Source organism: Sphingobacterium daejeonense, from assembly GCF_901472535.1.
Classification (GTDB): Bacteria; Bacteroidota; Bacteroidia; order Sphingobacteriales; family Sphingobacteriaceae; genus Sphingobacterium; species Sphingobacterium daejeonense.
In genome coordinates this window covers 3,377,721-3,393,421 of sequence record NZ_LR590470.1, presented here as the reverse complement: position 1 = coordinate 3,393,421, position 15,701 = coordinate 3,377,721, and the positions used below count along the sequence as shown (strand labels likewise).

Below are 15,701 nucleotides of genomic sequence, written 5' to 3'. Positions count from 1 at the left end.
AAAAAATGGAGAATCGTAAGGATCAAATCATTGACGCAGCGCTAAAGCGCTTCTCACAATTTGGTTTTCACAAAACCACGATGAATGAGATTGCGGATGATCTGCGAATTACTAAAGCAAATTTATATTACTACTATCCAGATAAGTCAACACTTATTGTTGATGTATTAATAAAACTTGCCAATGATGTTTATGCAGGAGAGAAGGAAATTGTGGAGAATTATTCTGGTGATCTCATGAAAACTATGTATGAGATTTTGGAATACCGTTCGGAGTATACTCGTAAATATTATGTTCTGCATATCTGTGAAAATCTGGATTGGATAAAAGGCTTAGATATCAATGAAGTTATGCAGGATTTTTATAAGCGGGATGTTTCCTTAATGAAGGTTTTATATCAAAAGTCTGTTGATCGAGGTGAGTTAATGATGGATGATATTGAATCATGTGCCTGTACCATTGTTGAGATCCAAAAGGGATTGGGCATTATTCATACCATCTCAGATGTAATCACTGGTATTCCGAATGAGTCCAATGTGGATATGATTCTAGAGAGTCAAAAAAGAGCGTTAAAATTAATTTTCGAAGCACGAATAGCTAGCAATAAATAAATGAATAGAACTAAACTTATGGCCCTTATGGTGGCAGGTATGCTGTCAGGATCATTGTTACATGCACAAGAAACCTTAACTCTTCAGGAGGCGGTGAAATTTGCATTAGAGAATAAAGCGGAAGCCAAAAAGGCAAAGCTTGACCTTGAAAATTCTGAGTATCAAATTGACGAGGTTAGGGCAGGAGCATTACCACAAGTCAATGCTTCAGCAAATGTCAAATATAACGCGATCATTCCAAGTATGCCAATTGATTTTGGTGGCGAGACACAGTATATTAAAATGGGTCAGCCTTGGAACTCAACCGCAGGAATTTCCGTAAACCAGCAAATTTTCAATCAATCTTTATTTACAGGATTGAAAGCGGCAAAAACTACACGTGAATTCTATCAGATCAATTCACAGTTGACTGATGAGTCTTTGATTGAAAAGTAGCGAATGCATATTATGATGTATACACAACACAATTACAATTAGAGACCATCGATAATAACCTGGAGAACACAAATAAAACAAAAAGTGTTATCGAGGGGTTAGTTACGGCGGGAATTGCTCGTCAGATAGATTTGGACAGGATCATTGTAAATATTAATAATCTTCAGGCACAAAGACAGATTGTTGTCAATGCTCTGGAATTAAAGGAAAATGCTTTGAAATTTGCAATCGGGATGCCGATTGAAACTGACATTGAATTGCCAGCTGAGACTTTTAATATCAAAGCTGAAATGGCAGCTGCTACTACAATGGATCTGTCAGGTAGAACTGAAATCAAAGTATTGGAAAAACAAGCTGAGCTACTAGAGTTAAATCGCAAAAGTATGAAAGCAGCTTATTATCCTTCACTATCGTTTGGCGGTGATTTAGGATACCAAGGTTTTGGTAGTGGAATCCCAGGATCAAATGATTTCAATTGGTTTGCTACATCAGGTTTGGGATTAAACTTAAGCATTCCAATTTTTAATGGTGGTTCTACTAAAGCTAAGATAAACCAGGCTACCATTCAGATTAAACAATTAGAAGTTGATATCGAAGATGCGCGCCTAGGATTAAACTTAGCAAATGAGAACGCTAAAGCTCAGATAAAAAACAGTTTGTTGACTGTAGATGCTAACCGCAGAAATGTTCAGTTGTCTAGAGATGTTTTGGATGATACCCAAAATAACTACAGAAATGGTTTAGCAACCTTAACAGAACTATTGGATGCTGAGAATGCATTGGCAACGGCAGAAAATAACCTGAACACATCTTTATTAAACTATAAGATTGCTGAGATTCAGTTGATCAAAGCAAACGGAGAATTAAAATCATTAGTAAACGAATAATAACAACCACATAAATGAAACGTACAATAATTACCCTAATTGTTATCCTTGCTGCAGGAGCTGGTATCTACCTTATTCTACAGAAAAATAAGGCTAAGAATGATGCAGATACTGCTGCGGTAGCTGAGAAAAATGCTGCTGTTGCTGTTCGTATCGATACTGCTATCAATAGCGATTTAAATTTAGATTATTTAGCCAACGGTACCTTTATGCCTAAGCAAGAAGTAACTGTTGCAGCTGAGACTGGAGGTCGTGTAGTTCGCGTATTAGTGGATGAGGGATCGAGAGTTTCTCCAGGTCAGACCTTGGCTGTCGTAGAAGGAGACAAATTAAATGTAAGTGTTGCAAATGCTCAAGCATCTTATGATAATGCACAAGCGAATTTACAACGTTATGAGAATGCGCTTTCAACAGGTGGTGTTACGCAACAACAAGTTGATCAAATGCGTCTTCAATTTGAAAGTGCCAAAAACAACTTGAAAAGTGCGAAACTAACTGCAGGAGATGTTACTATCAAGACTTCTGTCGGTGGTATCGTGAATTCACGTAAAATTGAGCCAGGAGCATATGTTAGTCCAGGTACGCCTGCATTCGATATAGTCAATGTAAGTACTTTAAAATTAAGAGTAAATGTTGATGAGAAAAACGTTGCTTCTTTGCGCGTTGGTCAATCAGTTAAAGTTCAAGTAAGTGTATATCCAGACAAAGAATTTTCAGGTAGAATCACTTTTATTGCTCCAAAGTCTGATGGTAGTTTGAATTTCCCAGTTGAAATTGAAATGCAAACAATCCTAACAATGAACTTCGTGCCGGTATGTATGGTACAGCAGTATTTGGAGGCCAAGGTACTTCAAGCGTATTGGTAGTTCCAAGAACAGCATTCGTAGGGAGTATTTCAGACAATAAAGTTTTCGTATTGAAAAATGGTAAAGCGGTAGAGTCAGAAGTAGTTGCAGGTAGAAGCTTTGGTGATAACATTGAGGTTATCAGTGGCTTGCAACCTGGAGATCAAGTGATCGTTTCTGGTCAAATCAACCTATACAACAATTCTCCTGTAGAGATCATCAAATAATATTTGCTAAGAACGAAATTATAAAATGAAGATTACTGAAATATCGATAAAACGCCCAAGTCTAATTATAGTATTATTTATACTATTGACTTTAGGCGGGATATTCTCATATTCTCAATTAGGATATGAGCTGATACCAAAGTTTGAGGTAAATGTAATTACCATTCAAACAGTGTATCCTGGTGCCTCACCTTCAGAGGTTGAGAGTACTGTAACGAAAAAAATCGAGGATGCTGTATCCTCTTTGGAAAATATTAAGAAACTTGAGTCAACATCGTTAGAGAACGTTTCGATTGTAATGGTAACCTTAAATGATGGTGCCGACGTCAATTTCTTGCTCACCGATGCACAACGGAAGATCAACGCTGTGTTGAATGACCTTCCGGATGACGTGGAAGCGCCATCTCTTAATAAATTCTCATTGGATGATATTGCTATCATGAGTCTAGCGGTTACATCAAACCAATCAGAGAAAGAATTATATGATCTATTGGACAATAAAATCCAACCTATTTTCGCACGTATAAGCGGTGTTGCGAAAGTTGATATGGTTGGGGGTGAAGAACGTGAAATCCAGGTTTCTGTTGACCCTGAAAAGGCTGAAGGATATGGTATTTCTATTTCTCAAATACAGAATGTAATTGCTCAGTCCAATTTAGATTTCCCTACAGGTAATGTGAGCACAAGGGAAAATAGAACAACGATTCGTTTGGCAGGTAAGGTAGTAGATGTAGAAGAGTTAAGAAACCTTCCTATTACGACTCCTGCAGGGATTACAATCTTTTTAAGAGATGTTGCTGATGTTCAGGATGGTATTAAAGAAATTGAAAAAATCGCTCGTTTAGATCGTAAGAATACAATCTTATTGCAGGTATTCAAACAATCAGATGCCAATGCAGTAGAAGTTTCAAAATTAGTGAAAGAAACAATTGAAACGGTTCAAACTGATTATAAAGACGATGATGTAAAAATCTTGGTTGCAAACGACTCAACAGATTATACCTTGAATGCGGCAAATAACGTAATGCATGACTTGATCATTGCGATTGCCCTTGTAGGTTTTATCATGTTGTTCTTCTTGCACAGTTTAAGAAATGCGGCCATTACCATGGTAGCAATTCCACTTTCCTTGATTGCAACCTTTATTGGTCTATTGTTGATGGGCTATACCCTAAACTTGATGTCTTTGTTGGGATTGTCATTGGTTGTGGGTATCCTTGTCGATGATGCTATCGTTGTAATTGAGAATATTCACCGTCACATGGAGATGGGTAAGAATAAAGTTCGTGCAGCCTATGATGGAGCAAAAGAAATTGGATTTACTGTGTCAGCGATTACTTTGGTAATCGTCGTTGTATTCTTGCCAATTGCTATGTCAACAGGGTTGGTTGCCAATATCCTAGCACAGTTCTGTGTTACGGTTATTATCTCGACTTTATTGTCTTTATTAGTATCCTTTACGGTAGTTCCTTGGTTATATTCTCGTTTCGGTAAAATAGAACATATCAATCCAAAATCATTTATTGGAAAAATCGTTCATGGTTTTGAGGCAGGTTTGACCAAGTTTACTCACTGGATTACTGGAATATTAGAATGGTGTTTGAAAAACTGGAAGACTAAGCTTTCGACACTTTTGATTGCATTAGCACTTTTCATAGGTTCATTCTTCTTAGTTGGTTTAGGATTTATCGGAACCGATTTCTTCCCAGCTTCTGATAAAGGTGAATTTATGATTCAGTTGGAATTAGAGAAGGATGCTTCTTTAGAGAAAACAAACTTCTTAACTCAAAAAGCAGAATCTGTAATTGAATCAAAACCTGAAGTAGAGAGAATCATTACTACAGTAGGTCAATCCTCAGATGGGGTAATGTCTACTGCTGGTTCCAGATATAAATCAGAGATTCACGTAATCTTAAAAGATACATATACTGAAAGTTCTAAAGTTTACTCAGCGAGGTTGAAACGTGAATTGGAAAATAAACTAGTAGGAGCTAAGGTTACCGCGGTGAACATGGGTTTAATGGGCGCAGAACAAGCTCCATTAAAATTAACGGTGATAGGTTCAGATATTGAAGATGCTCGTCAATTTGCGATTAAAGCAGAGGAGCAATTGCGCAATATCCCTGGAGCTACAGGTGTTAAGCTTACTTCTGAAGATGGTAACCCTGAGATCCGTGTACAAGTTGACCGTGATAAGATGACATCTTTGGGGCTTAATGTAGCTACTGTTGGTATGACTATGCAGACTGCATTCTCAGGAAATACAGATAATAAATTCCGTGCAGGTGATAATGAGTACGATATCAATATCCGTTTCTCAGAAAGCGGTAGAGCGGACATCAATAACGTAAGAAACCTTAAGTTTATCAACAACCAAGGAGCAACAATTTCATTGGATCAATTTGCCACTGTATCATATGGTTCAGGTCCAACGTTATTGGAACGTCGTGATAAATCACCAGCTGTTTCGGTTCAAGGTTCTGTGGTTGGTAGGCCAATGGGTACTGTAGCTCAGGAATGGGAAGCTGAATTCTCAAAACTTGAGCGTAAACCAGGAGTTGTTTATATCTGGGGTGGTAATATGGAAAGTCAACAAGAAGGTTTTGGTACCTTAGGTATTGCTTTGATCGCTTCTGTATTATTAGTGTACTTGGTTATGGTGGCATTATATGATAGTTTCTCGACTCCTTTTGTCGTGTTATTCTCAATTCCACTATCATTTATCGGAGCCTTGTTATTATTGGCATTGACAAACCAGACTCTGAATATCTTCACTATTCTAGGTATTATTATGTTGATTGGTTTGGTTGCGAAAAATGCAATCTTATTGGTTGACTTTGCTAATCATAGGAAAGAACATGGTGATAATACACATGACGCTTTGGTAGCTGCCAACCATGCTCGTTTGCGCCCAATCTTGATGACTACCATTGCCATGGTGTTTGGTATGATTCCTATTGCAATGGCATCGGGAGATGGTGCGGATACCAACAGAGGTTGGCAATTGTAATTATTGGAGGTCTATTATCGTCATTATTGTTGACATTAGTAGTGGTACCGGTGGTTTATTCAATCTTCGACAGTTTTGGACGTCGTTGGGGTAAGAAACAAAAAACTGATTACGCTACAATGATGGAAGCAGATTATGTTCCGAACGAACATTACATTGATGAAATGGATGTAAAACATAATTAACAAGAACAATTAATTTTCTAAATATAAAAGGCTTGGGATTCGTCTCAGGCCTTTATTTATTTTATAAAAATCAAAGAAATTCTCACCAAAAAATTCTGTAAGAATAATTATTATATGACTTTTTATAGAAAGAATGGCAATAATTTATGCCTTAATCTGATAATAAAAATAAAGAAATCAATGGAAATTCAATTAAATATTGTTGGTTAAACATTTAATAAATTAAACTGAAAATCTATGTTTAAACTTAGATAAACGCATGTTTGTAGATAGGTTGTATACGGATTTATAATTTACTTTTTTGAAATATAAATTCAACGTAAGTGAATTTTCCCGTACTTAGTAATTAAGAAAATCATCAAAACCAAAGGATAAATTTATACAGGTTTTTAAGGATTTTAATGAGTCGCATATCACACACTAACTATTATATAAATTGGCCTGGAAGGTAAAAATTCCAGGCCATTTTACTGTTATAATTAATCGTCATGATCATCGACTTTGTTTGGATTTGGAGGAAGAGGATTAGTGTCTTCTTCAGGACGTTTACCAGTATCCGATTGAACTTTTTCATTTTCTTCTCTTGGTTTTCCAGTTTCGTCTCTTCCTAAATCTTGATTTTTGACATCTTTTTGTTTGCTCATCATAGTAAGTTTTGAATTTAAAATTTCTTATAGTTATTGGTGTAAGAACAATATTTTATGAAGAAAGTTCAATAAGATTGTTAAATGCTATTCCAAACATTTTTAAAAGGACTATGTTAATTACACAACAGTGATTTAATTTTTATATGGAAAAACAAGAAAGCAAAGGATTTTTTAAGGACACCTTCAATATTTTAAAAAATACAGTGATGGGCTTCATGAATGAAGACAGCATGAAATATAGTGCTTCATTAGCTTATTATACTATATTCTCACTTGGCCCAATCCTCGTTCTTATGATTTCCTTAGCTGGTATTTTCTATGGTGAGGATGCGATCAAAGGGAAATTGTTTGGTGAGTTAAACGAACTGGTAGGTCTCACAGCAGCTAGACAAATCCAAGATGTTATTAAAAACCTGAGTTTATCTGGAAAATCCAATCTGGCAATGATAGTGAGTATCATCACATTGATAATTGGTGCCACAAACGGTTTTTGGAGACATGCAGAATTCTATCAATAAAATATGGCATGTCAAAGCTAAACCTAAGAAAGGCTGGTTAAAAATGATTATGGATCGGTTATTATCGTCTTTCATTGATTATAGGACTTGGTTTCTTATTAGTTGTAACCTTGGTGGTAAATGGTATTATCCTAGCAATGACTGATAGACTACTGCGTTTCTTTCCAGACATGACAGTTTATGTTTATGGATGGCATAAACTTCTTATTAACATTTGGAATTACATTTATTTTGTTTGCAGTTATTTTTAAGGTTTTGCCAGATGTTAATATCAATTGGAGACCTGTAAAAGCTGGAGCTTTATTTACAGCTATTCTTTTTGCAATTGGTCGGTTTGGAATAGGTTTTTTATCTTCAATCTTCAGACACAGAAAGTACATATGGAGCGGCAGCATCCATAGTTTTGATTCTTTTATGGGTTTATTATACAGCTGCAATATTATATCTAGGGGCTATCTTTACTAGAGAATATGCTACTTATCATGGTATCAGCATTGAGCCTTCAGAATATGCTGTTCATGTAGAGCTTAAAGAAATCGAAAGAAATGTAAATGAGATTCCGCCAGCTCCTCTAACAGAGGAAGAAAAGGTAATAGAAAAAATAACAACATTGAAAAGGTCCACTTTTGAATTACTTTAATTTTCAAAAGTAGACCTTATTCATAAATTGATATTAATCAACCCCTGATCAAATCCTATTTTATTGTAATATGCTTTGACTTTGTTTTCGAGATCAATAATAATAGCATTTGCAAAATCTTTACCTGTTATTTTGGTTGCATGAAATAATGCTCCAGGGCTGAAAACATTCACTTCCATGATTTTATCCCCAACTATATCCAGCCCAACAAGATACATATTATCATCTTTTAATTGTTGAGATACCTTTTTTACAAGAGAAAGGATTTGATCATCAATGATCGCTTCTTCAGGTTTTGCTCCTTGATGAATATTACTTCTAATTTCATCTTCTTTTTGAACCCTTCGTACAGCAGCATATTTACCATCTACAATTAGTGGTTCTCCATCCATCATAAAAAAGCGAATATCGCCTTTTTTAGCTTCAGGTAAATATTCTTGAGCAATTACATACCCATCCCTCGAAATTGCTTCCACTGTTTTGTTTTAGGTTTTGCCTTTCTTTGTAATCGATCATAAAAACATTTTTCCCACCCGATCCTTTCAACGGTTTCAATATGATCTTATCTTTCTGTTCTTCCAAGAATCTAAGGACATCTTCATGGCTTCTTGTTACCAAAGTCTTTGGTCTTACAGATTTAGGGAAATTTTCGAGATACAGTTTGTTGTTGGCTTGTACGAGGTAGTCAGGGTCATTGATTACTAATCGGCCATTCTTTTTGACCAATTGTGCAAATTGAATCCCAGCTGCTGCTGCCCAAGGTCTATTTATCATATCTAGTGTAGGGTCAAACCTCAACCAAAGTATGTCCACCTCATTTAGATCTACTAATGTTTTTTCAGCGTCTTTGAGATATTTGACAAAATCAGCTCCATTGGTTAATCCGTGGCCTGGAGTGATGACTCTGCAATGGGCAGAGACAGATTGCTCATCTTCATAGACAAAATCTGCCAAACCGATGTACAAAACCGTATGCCCTCGCTCAAGGGCTTTTAAAGCGAGCATAGTAGTGGTAAATCTTTCCTCTTCTTTATGAGATTGATTGATTAAGATTGCGATTTTCATATATCTATCTTGTAATATTTTATTGTATTAATTTGAAGATGCTTCCTTTTCTTTTAACGTCTTTCCACTGAGGACTGAATTCTGGAAATAAATAACGTGGAGTGACTGCAGGTGGGATTAGGATTTCTTTTTGCAAGAGATCTTTAATGATTGGTAGATAGTCTTTTCTGATTTTTCCCATCATTAATAGATGTACATTGTTGCCATCTTTAAGATAAGTGATAAGTTCCATCAACCCTTTGAGGTATAAAGCATCTTTCGTAAGACCTCCACCTCTATATACTCTCATGACAATCGTAAATGCTGTTTCAGGCAAGAAATTATATTGGTCTACGAGCATAGAAAACGTGTCAATGAATGAGTTTCCCAAAAGCATATTTTGAACTGCGATGACACGGGCAGCAATGATTCTTAAACGATCGTTGTTTAATCCTCCGACAATATATTCAGCCAGTACCGCCAATCCTTCTTGCAATTCTTCATACCCCGGAACTCCTAGACTAAAAATGCTCAATGGTTGTTGTCGTCCATTAAAGTAAGTGACAACGTGTGTGCCGATTTCGTGCTGTATCAATGCTTCTGCTCTTTTTCTGGTCACCTTATATTCCTTGCTGATATTAAGAACGCCTCGATTGACCATGACGCCTGAGATATCTTCACGAACGCGGACAGGGCTGTTAAATTCAGCATTTTGCCTCTGTAAAAAACTTAACCTCGTCTCGTGCCATCTTTGCAAATTCGTTCGCAGAAATATAGTCATCAGCTTTTTTTATAGGCTCTTCAGGTTCGGTAACCATCAAAATAGCCATCGCAGATTTATAAAGTTTCTCAGATACATTCCCGAAGACCTGGAGGCTTCCATGTAAAAAATCATCTTTTCCACGATCAGCTATCATGCTGACCATATTATCTAACTCTGTTCTTTTGTCCCTAAAAATATAGGCCATAGTAGGATCATAAATATCCTCGATCCGAAGGTTGTATAATCTCCGTTTCACAAGATCAGGGTCAACATGAAGTGGACGATAAAGAAACTTCGGAGTTTTCCAATATTTATCTTTTTTAAATTGGAGCCAAGCTTCATGAGCATTCAAAGGAGTAACCATTAACAGGAAATCAAATTTGGTGCTTTCCTGAGCTAATGATTTATCTATTTCATTCATCAATGGGGTTAATTCTTGATGAAAATTTAATCTTTGAGCGGTAGCATTTAGATGGGTGTAAACTCTTAAAAATTCAAAGAATAACCTTGAAAGACATTTGGCAAGAGTTTCCCGATATAACCTAATCAGCATGGGCAAGACTAGATCGTCAGAATCAACATAATTTTGTTTGATGGATATTCCCATCAATAGAATCTGTTTATTCTGTAATTCCTTTTTACTATATAAAATAGGGACACCTATAGGTTGTGGTATATTTAGATCCTTTGCGATGGAAACAAAAATTTCCCTAGCTTCTTTTTTAATGTTTTTTTGGAAATATTCGGCTAATGGGAGGAGGTCTTTTTGACCTACATGGATCATAATATCTTCTTTTTGATTAATGATCAGCTACCCACGCTTCTACCAAAAGGCATGCGCCAAACTCTTCAGCTAATTTTTGCGCAATAGGTTTCAGCCATTCTTCTAAATTGAAGTCATATGATTTGCATACAATACTGGCATTCTCCGTCTTTGCTAAATCAGCAAGCATTTTATCCCCGTTTGTCAGGACTTGGAACCCTATAAATGAATATATAAGGAACTATTTTATTGAATATGAATTTTCCAATATTTGGAATTTGGTAGTGTACAGGACTCCGCTTATTAATAGCGCTTAAGATTTTTTGAAGTGCTTTATTTTTATCCGGCGTCATAATGGAAATAGTGGTTTAAAACCTGTATAGAATTCATTAAAAGCTGTTTGCAAGCAACAATTTTATGTAAATCTGGAGTTCCGGTCCATTCGTCCATAAAGTCTTTCCGGAATTCAAATGATATTACACATCCAATGCTCTGCAAATTTTTTATTTATCAATTGTGATAAATATCCTCCCTTAAATTTAATATTTTCTTGAATATCAATCGGTTCACCATATAGATTTTCTTTTCGTATATATTCGACAAGCTCTTGAATGAGAGGTGTCCATTTTTCAGAAATATAGGCTGTTCCTAGATTTATCTGGGGATTTTTAATAGTGTCAACGGCCTCTTCTGGACCTACTCTTTTTGCATTATAACTATGGATATCAAGAATTACGAAAAATCCAAATCTGTCGATTGTTGCCTGAATTAGTTCTTCAATCTCTTTATAAATATTTTCATGGTCTAAATACAATTCTGTAACAATATCTTCAGGTAAATCCAATTTCCAAACATTCAATCCCAAGCTTGTTCAGGTCTCAAGTAAACTGAATCATTAATTGTTCTATTGAGATCTAATTGAAATCTAGATGAACCAACAATAAATTGATTTATCGGAAGTTCTGCCATTACAGAGGTAAAAGGATCCTCTTCACGCAATCTTTCAGTTTCGTTTAAGTTCAAGAATGGGGCGATTTGTTCATCAATCTGGTGCCCGTCATGAATTGCAAATGCCCAAAATGGACTATTGTTTTCCTTAATGAAATATTTAGTGAATTTTGCCATAAAACTTGATTTCTAATCTAAAGAACAAAGATTTAGAGAATTAGTTTTGGTGAGAACCAAATCCAAGATTAATTGTTTTTATTTTATAAATGTCATACTATCAGAGTGTTTTACAACGTTGTGAAAGTATAACCAGTTAAAAAGGAGGTCATTATGAACCTAATTCAACGCATTGAGCATTGGGGAGATGCCCATCATCCTAGATGGATTGATTTCATCAGAATAGTTCTCGGAATTCTGATTTTTGCAAAAGGTATAAGTTTTATTATGGATCGAGATTCTGTCGCTGCATTGATAGAGAGGACGCATTTTCAATTAATCCATTTGGGGTGCTGTTCACTATGTTGTATTTGCACACTTGGTAGGCGGAATATTTATAGCTTTAGGGCTATGCACCCGTCTGGCTGTAGCACTGCAAATACCTATTCTGATTGGTGCTGTTTTCTTTGTAAACATCACAAATGGATTTAGCTTTTTGAATTCAGAATTTTGGTTATCCCTGGTGGTTTTGCTATTACTTATTTATTTTTTAATTGTCGGTTCAGGACCTATGTCCTTAGATAAAGAAATGAATAAGCCTGGATATAAGAGACAGATTTAGTAGGTGATTCCTACTCAAATTTCTTTTTATTATGTGGAAAGGCCTTGCATTGCAAGGCCTTATTTAGTATAGGTTAGCAATATTGAGAACAGTTCTTACCATACATCAATACTTTCCGATTTGCTGTGGTATACCTTTGTATTATAAAAAGGAACATACCATGAAAACAAAACAAATTGAAAGGATTATAAAACCTGGTACTCCACATTTTGTAGGAGATGGTTTTAGAGTACATAGTTTTATTCCGTCTGCAATATCAATGCAACGAATGGATCCATTCTTAGTATTTGATTACAATTCAACATATAATTTTCCTGCAAGTGAAATTCCTAAAGGTGTTGGTGTCCATCCGCATAGAGGATTTGAAACTGTAACTTTGGCTTATAAGGGCAGAGTAGAACATGGCGACAGTAGTGGTGGCGGAGGTATAATTTCCGAGGGTGATGTGCAATGGATGACTGCAGCCTCTGGTATTTTGCATAAAGAGTTTCATGAAACTGAGTGGAGCAAGAAAGGTGGCGAGTTTCAAATGGTACAGCTTTGGGTCAATTTGCCAGCACAATACAAAATGTCAAATCCAAAATATCAAGCCTTGGAAAATAAATCAATCCCTAAAGTGAATCTTGATGAAGATAAAGGATTTGTAGAAATTGTGGCAGGGGAATATAAAGGAATAAAAGGAGCAGCAACCACTTTTACACCTGTAAATATGTACAATGCAAAATTGAAAGCTGGTGGTAGAGCTGAGTTTGATTTTCCTGAGAATTTTAATACAGCCATGTTGGTGCTTGATGGTACTGTAAAAATAAACGGTACTGAGATTTCTACTGATTATTTTGTACTGTTTGAAAACAGTGGTGAACAAATAGCGGTTGAAGCAAACGAAGATTCTGTAGTTTTAGTATTGAGCGGACAACCGATAAATGAACCCATTGCAGCATATGGTCCATTTGTTATGAACACAGAAGATGAAATAAAACAAGCATTTAGAGATTTTCAAACTGGCAAATTTGGATACCTTCAAGATTAACAAGATTTGAAATATCTAAAATAAAAATGCGCCTTCGCAGATCTCCGATGGCGCATTTTTATTTTTTAAAGGATTAATAATTTACAGATAAACCAACGCCGAATCCCATATCGGAATCATAATGTGTTCTGATACCAAAATTTTTGGTAAGGATATACCTCAGATCACCCATATATTCCAAATCTGAATTGACCATTAGTCCGGCCCTTAAGCGTCTTGTAATAGGGATATCTTCTCGCATTAATTGCAAACGAACATTCCCATCATGGTAAACCTCAGCTTGAAAACGCACCAACATTGGCAGCATATATGCAAATCCAGCAGAGAATAATGCTCTTTCATTTTTACTGTTTCGCTGGCCAAAAATATTCTTTTCCGGACCATGTTTTTCCATGTTTCGATATCTATAATCAAAACCTATAAATGGCATAAACCATTGCATTTTCCCAATATAACGACCAAGGTGTGTTTCAACTTCGTAGCCATGCATATCATGATAACCTAATCGCCATTCAGTGGTTAAACTATAACGAGTATTATGGAACATCATTTCGCCATCGTTTCCATTGCTGGCAAAATCATTCTGGAACATAAAATGAATTTGATTACTTTCCTTTTGAAGTTCACGGTATCCCCAAGCTTTATCAGGTAAATAGGGGTTGGGTTCTTGCTGATCCGTACTAAAAACTCTATTCATCCCTGCCATCATGTGATAGAGAATATGACAGTGGAAGAACCAATCTCCTTCTACATTAGATACAAAATTCAATTGTATCTGTTTCCATTGGCATAATGTCAAGTACATTTTTCAATGGCGCGTAATCTCCCTGTCCATTGATAACCCTAAAATCATGGCCATGCAAATGCATGGGGTGACGCATCATGGAATTGTTATACAAAATTATCCTAAGTGCTTCACCTTGTTTTATTAGAATCTTATCACTCTCTGCAAGAACTCTATTATCCAAACTCCAAACATATCGGTTCATATTACCCGTCAGCTCAAATTTCATTTCCCTCACCTTGACATTTTCAGGGAAATTAGTTTTGGTTGGAGATTTGAGCATGGCATAATTTAAAGTTACAATATCACTTGAACTATGTTGGCTATGATCCATTCCATTTTCCATATTATGGCCTTGATGTTCCATATTATGGCCTTGATGGTTCTCATTCTCCATGTTATGCATTGAATGATTTTCTTTTTTTTCAGGCATATTATGTTCAACTTCTGGATACATAACAGTATTCATGTCCATTTTTTGAAGACTCATTTTCATGCCCATGTCGTCTAGATCACCATTCATCTTCATCATATCGTTCATCATTTTCATGCCTTCAAAATATTTTAATTTTGGAAGCGGACTGATCAGTTGCTTTGTTCCTGAACCTAAATACATAGATACATTTTTAGTTCTGTCTTCTGGGGTTGCCATAAATTCATAGGAAAATCCATCTTCAGGAATTGTTAATACGATATCGTAAGTTTCAGATACTCCTACAATTAACCGATCTACTTCAACAGGGTCCACATCATTTCCGTCATTGGCGACAACTGTTATTTTGCCTCCGGCATACGTCAGCCAGAAATAAGAAGATGCACCTGCATTGATTACCCTTAATCTGACTTTATCACCAGCTTTAAATTCAGGAAATGTTTGCTCTGAGGTTCCATTCATTAGAAATCGATCATAATACACATCAGAGACGTCCATCGCAAGCATTCTTTTCCATTCATTGGTGACCTTGGTCTTGAAATGACCTTCTTTGATTGCTTCTCCATAACTTTGGACAGCATTCTTTTTAATAGCAAACCAATCATTTGCATTGTGAAGCATCCTGTGGACATTGTCAGGATTTAGGTTTGTCCACTCACTCAGCACTATAGGGATGCTAGGCAAATCGTCAATTCCTTTCCTGAACTTTGGATCATCGGGCCGTTTGTTTAGGATCATCGCACCATACATCCCAATTTGTTCCTGCATTCCAGAATGACTGTGATACCAATGTGTCCCGTCCTGAATTATGGGAAATCTATACGTAAATGTGCTATTTGGTGCAATAGGTTTCTGAGTTAAAAAAGGTACCCCATCTTCCTTGTTCGGAAGATAAACACCATGCCAATGAAGGGAAGTCCCTTCCTTTAATTTATTGTGAACATGTATTTCAGCCGTATCTCCTTCTGTGAAATTTAAGATAGGCATTGGAATCATCCCGTTCACAGCAATTGCCCTTCTTTCCTTTCCAGCATAATTTACCATGCTGTCAGTAACATATAAATCATATCGGACTACCTTCTGTGAAAAACCTAAGTTCGCTTGAAATACGATGAGACTGAATAAAAGTAATTTTATGATTTTCTTCATGTTT

General features: G+C 36.0%; 21 protein-coding genes and 1 pseudogene. 12 read left to right on the top strand and 10 right to left on the bottom strand.

The genetic code is table 11. The features are described 5' to 3' along the window. The first annotated feature begins 5 nt into the window (after window positions 1-5). The 7 genes from FGL31_RS16470 to FGL31_RS29100 all read left to right on the top strand — a co-directional run bounded on the left by FGL31_RS16470 (window position 6) and on the right by FGL31_RS29100 (window position 6,200). Window positions 6-611 (top strand): TetR/AcrR family transcriptional regulator, encoded by a 606-nt coding sequence (locus FGL31_RS16470; RefSeq protein ID WP_138093022.1) that lies wholly within the window; start codon window positions 6-8, stop codon window positions 609-611. Next, window positions 612-1,046, top strand: a complete 435-nt coding sequence (locus FGL31_RS23815) for a TolC family protein (protein ID WP_197734301.1) — start codon at window positions 612-614, stop codon at window positions 1,044-1,046. It abuts the gene before it with no gap. A gap of 131 nt (window positions 1,047-1,177) precedes the next feature. Then, window positions 1,178-1,933: a TolC family protein gene (locus FGL31_RS23810; protein ID WP_197734300.1), complete on the top strand. Its 756-nt coding sequence runs from the start codon at window positions 1,178-1,180 to the stop codon at window positions 1,931-1,933. Window positions 1,934-1,947: 14 nt separating this feature from the next. Continuing rightward, window positions 1,948-2,799, top strand: coding sequence for an efflux RND transporter periplasmic adaptor subunit (locus tag FGL31_RS16460; protein ID WP_232046858.1), 852 nt, complete (start codon window positions 1,948-1,950; stop codon window positions 2,797-2,799). Further along, window positions 2,748-3,005, top strand: coding sequence for a permuted SH3 domain-containing protein (locus FGL31_RS26190; RefSeq protein WP_232046857.1), 258 nt, complete (start codon window positions 2,748-2,750; stop codon window positions 3,003-3,005). Before FGL31_RS16460 ends, FGL31_RS26190 begins: the two co-directional genes overlap by 52 nt. A 25-nt stretch (window positions 3,006-3,030) precedes the next feature. After that, the gene (locus FGL31_RS16455) at window positions 3,031-6,015 is read left to right on the top strand and encodes an efflux RND transporter permease subunit (protein WP_317131038.1); all 2,985 of its coding nucleotides are present in this window, start codon (window positions 3,031-3,033) and stop codon (window positions 6,013-6,015) included. After that, window positions 6,003-6,200, top strand: coding sequence for a hypothetical protein (locus FGL31_RS29100; protein ID WP_317131037.1), 198 nt, complete (start codon window positions 6,003-6,005; stop codon window positions 6,198-6,200). The genes FGL31_RS16455 and FGL31_RS29100 overlap by 13 nt, the downstream gene beginning before the upstream one ends. A gap of 479 nt (window positions 6,201-6,679) precedes the next feature. On the opposite strand, the gene FGL31_RS22780 is transcribed toward FGL31_RS29100, so the two are convergent. Beyond that, window positions 6,680-6,847 carry a hypothetical protein gene (locus FGL31_RS22780; RefSeq protein ID WP_171017710.1) on the bottom strand — a complete coding sequence of 56 codons (168 nt, stop codon included), beginning with the start codon at window positions 6,845-6,847 and terminating at the stop codon, window positions 6,680-6,682. Window positions 6,848-6,990: 143 nt separating this feature from the next. On the opposite strand from FGL31_RS22780, the gene FGL31_RS26185 reads away from it, so the two are divergent. The 3 genes from FGL31_RS26185 to FGL31_RS26175 all read left to right on the top strand — a co-directional run bounded on the left by FGL31_RS26185 (window position 6,991) and on the right by FGL31_RS26175 (window position 8,005). Next, on the top strand, window positions 6,991-7,365 hold the full coding sequence (locus FGL31_RS26185) for a YihY/virulence factor BrkB family protein (protein WP_232046856.1): 375 nt from the start codon (window positions 6,991-6,993) through the stop codon (window positions 7,363-7,365). Window positions 7,366-7,545: 180 nt separating this feature from the next. Next, window positions 7,546-7,830, top strand: coding sequence for a YhjD/YihY/BrkB family envelope integrity protein (locus FGL31_RS26180; RefSeq protein ID WP_317131036.1), 285 nt, complete (start codon window positions 7,546-7,548; stop codon window positions 7,828-7,830). Further along, window positions 7,769-8,005, top strand: coding sequence for a hypothetical protein (locus FGL31_RS26175; protein WP_232047205.1), 237 nt, complete (start codon window positions 7,769-7,771; stop codon window positions 8,003-8,005). Before FGL31_RS26180 ends, FGL31_RS26175 begins: the two co-directional genes overlap by 62 nt. A gap of 20 nt (window positions 8,006-8,025) precedes the next feature. Here FGL31_RS26175 and FGL31_RS28215 read toward each other — a convergent pair whose 3' ends face one another. From FGL31_RS28215 to FGL31_RS16425, 7 genes are all read right to left on the bottom strand, one after another. Beyond that, window positions 8,026-8,481 carry an ATP-grasp domain-containing protein gene (locus FGL31_RS28215; protein WP_317131035.1) on the bottom strand — a complete coding sequence of 152 codons (456 nt, stop codon included), beginning with the start codon at window positions 8,479-8,481 and terminating at the stop codon, window positions 8,026-8,028. Then, window positions 8,429-9,070, bottom strand: a complete 642-nt coding sequence (locus FGL31_RS16445) for an ATP-grasp domain-containing protein (protein WP_262709150.1) — start codon at window positions 9,068-9,070, stop codon at window positions 8,429-8,431. Before FGL31_RS16445 ends, FGL31_RS28215 begins: the two co-directional genes overlap by 53 nt. 19 nt (window positions 9,071-9,089) lie before the next feature. Next, window positions 9,090-9,830 carry a tyrosine/phenylalanine carboxypeptidase domain-containing protein gene (locus tag FGL31_RS16440; protein WP_138093018.1) on the bottom strand — a complete coding sequence of 247 codons (741 nt, stop codon included), beginning with the start codon at window positions 9,828-9,830 and terminating at the stop codon, window positions 9,090-9,092. Beyond that, window positions 9,754-10,596, bottom strand: a complete 843-nt coding sequence (locus tag FGL31_RS28210) for a tyrosine/phenylalanine carboxypeptidase domain-containing protein (RefSeq protein WP_138093015.1) — start codon at window positions 10,594-10,596, stop codon at window positions 9,754-9,756. The genes FGL31_RS16440 and FGL31_RS28210 overlap by 77 nt, the downstream gene beginning before the upstream one ends. 16 nt (window positions 10,597-10,612) lie before the next feature. Continuing rightward, window positions 10,613-10,765 carry a hypothetical protein gene (locus FGL31_RS22775; protein WP_171017708.1) on the bottom strand — a complete coding sequence of 51 codons (153 nt, stop codon included), beginning with the start codon at window positions 10,763-10,765 and terminating at the stop codon, window positions 10,613-10,615. Between the two features lie 276 nt (window positions 10,766-11,041). Further along, entirely contained in the window at window positions 11,042-11,419 is a 378-nt protein-coding gene (locus tag FGL31_RS16430) for an N-formylglutamate amidohydrolase (protein WP_171017707.1), read from the bottom strand. A gap of 11 nt (window positions 11,420-11,430) precedes the next feature. Next, a complete protein-coding gene (locus FGL31_RS16425; protein WP_138093009.1) occupies window positions 11,431-11,700 on the bottom strand; it encodes an N-formylglutamate amidohydrolase in 270 nt (89 codons plus the stop codon). 153 nt (window positions 11,701-11,853) lie between these two features. On the opposite strand from FGL31_RS16425, the pseudogene FGL31_RS29965 reads away from it, so the two are divergent. After that, window positions 11,854-12,301, top strand: a pseudogene (locus FGL31_RS29965) (DoxX family protein). A gap of 160 nt (window positions 12,302-12,461) precedes the next feature. After that, window positions 12,462-13,331, top strand: a complete 870-nt coding sequence (locus FGL31_RS16415) for a pirin family protein (protein WP_138093006.1) — start codon at window positions 12,462-12,464, stop codon at window positions 13,329-13,331. A 73-nt stretch (window positions 13,332-13,404) separates the two neighbouring features. Here FGL31_RS16415 and FGL31_RS28205 read toward each other — a convergent pair whose 3' ends face one another. Beyond that, complete coding sequence (locus FGL31_RS28205) at window positions 13,405-14,100, bottom strand: multicopper oxidase domain-containing protein (RefSeq protein WP_262709149.1); 696 nt, start codon at window positions 14,098-14,100, stop codon at window positions 13,405-13,407. Further along, window positions 14,084-15,697 (bottom strand): multicopper oxidase family protein, encoded by a 1,614-nt coding sequence (locus tag FGL31_RS28200; RefSeq protein WP_262709148.1) that lies wholly within the window; start codon window positions 15,695-15,697, stop codon window positions 14,084-14,086. The genes FGL31_RS28205 and FGL31_RS28200 overlap by 17 nt, the downstream gene beginning before the upstream one ends. Window positions 15,698-15,701: the final 4 nt, after the last annotated feature.

Bases quoted from the DNA above. Each gene is read 5' to 3' on its own strand.
- FGL31_RS16470 (WP_138093022.1), top strand. From the start codon at position 6: ATGGAGAATCGTAAGGATCAAATCATTGACGCAGCGCTAAAGCGCTTC.
- FGL31_RS23815 (WP_197734301.1), top strand. From the start codon at position 612: ATGAATAGAACTAAACTTATGGCCCTTATGGTGGCAGGTATGCTGTCA.
- FGL31_RS16460 (WP_232046858.1), top strand. From the start codon at position 1,948: ATGAAACGTACAATAATTACCCTAATTGTTATCCTTGCTGCAGGAGCT.
- FGL31_RS26190 (WP_232046857.1), top strand. From the start codon at position 2,748: ATGTATGGTACAGCAGTATTTGGAGGCCAAGGTACTTCAAGCGTATTG.
- FGL31_RS16455 (WP_317131038.1), top strand. From the start codon at position 3,031: ATGAAGATTACTGAAATATCGATAAAACGCCCAAGTCTAATTATAGTA.
- FGL31_RS22780 (WP_171017710.1), bottom strand. From the start codon at position 6,847: ATGATGAGCAAACAAAAAGATGTCAAAAATCAAGATTTAGGAAGAGAC.
- FGL31_RS26185 (WP_232046856.1), top strand. From the start codon at position 6,991: ATGGAAAAACAAGAAAGCAAAGGATTTTTTAAGGACACCTTCAATATT.
- FGL31_RS26180 (WP_317131036.1), top strand. From the start codon at position 7,546: ATGTTTATGGATGGCATAAACTTCTTATTAACATTTGGAATTACATTT.
- FGL31_RS16445 (WP_262709150.1), bottom strand. From the start codon at position 9,070: ATGAAAATCGCAATCTTAATCAATCAATCTCATAAAGAAGAGGAAAGA.
- FGL31_RS16440 (WP_138093018.1), bottom strand. From the start codon at position 9,830: ATGACTATATTTCTGCGAACGAATTTGCAAAGATGGCACGAGACGAGG.
- FGL31_RS28210 (WP_138093015.1), bottom strand. From the start codon at position 10,596: ATGATCCATGTAGGTCAAAAAGACCTCCTCCCATTAGCCGAATATTTC.
- FGL31_RS22775 (WP_171017708.1), bottom strand. From the start codon at position 10,765: ATGCTTGCTGATTTAGCAAAGACGGAGAATGCCAGTATTGTATGCAAA.
- FGL31_RS16425 (WP_138093009.1), bottom strand. From the start codon at position 11,700: ATGGCAAAATTCACTAAATATTTCATTAAGGAAAACAATAGTCCATTT.
- FGL31_RS16415 (WP_138093006.1), top strand. From the start codon at position 12,462: ATGAAAACAAAACAAATTGAAAGGATTATAAAACCTGGTACTCCACAT.
- FGL31_RS28200 (WP_262709148.1), bottom strand. From the start codon at position 15,697: ATGAAGAAAATCATAAAATTACTTTTATTCAGTCTCATCGTATTTCAA.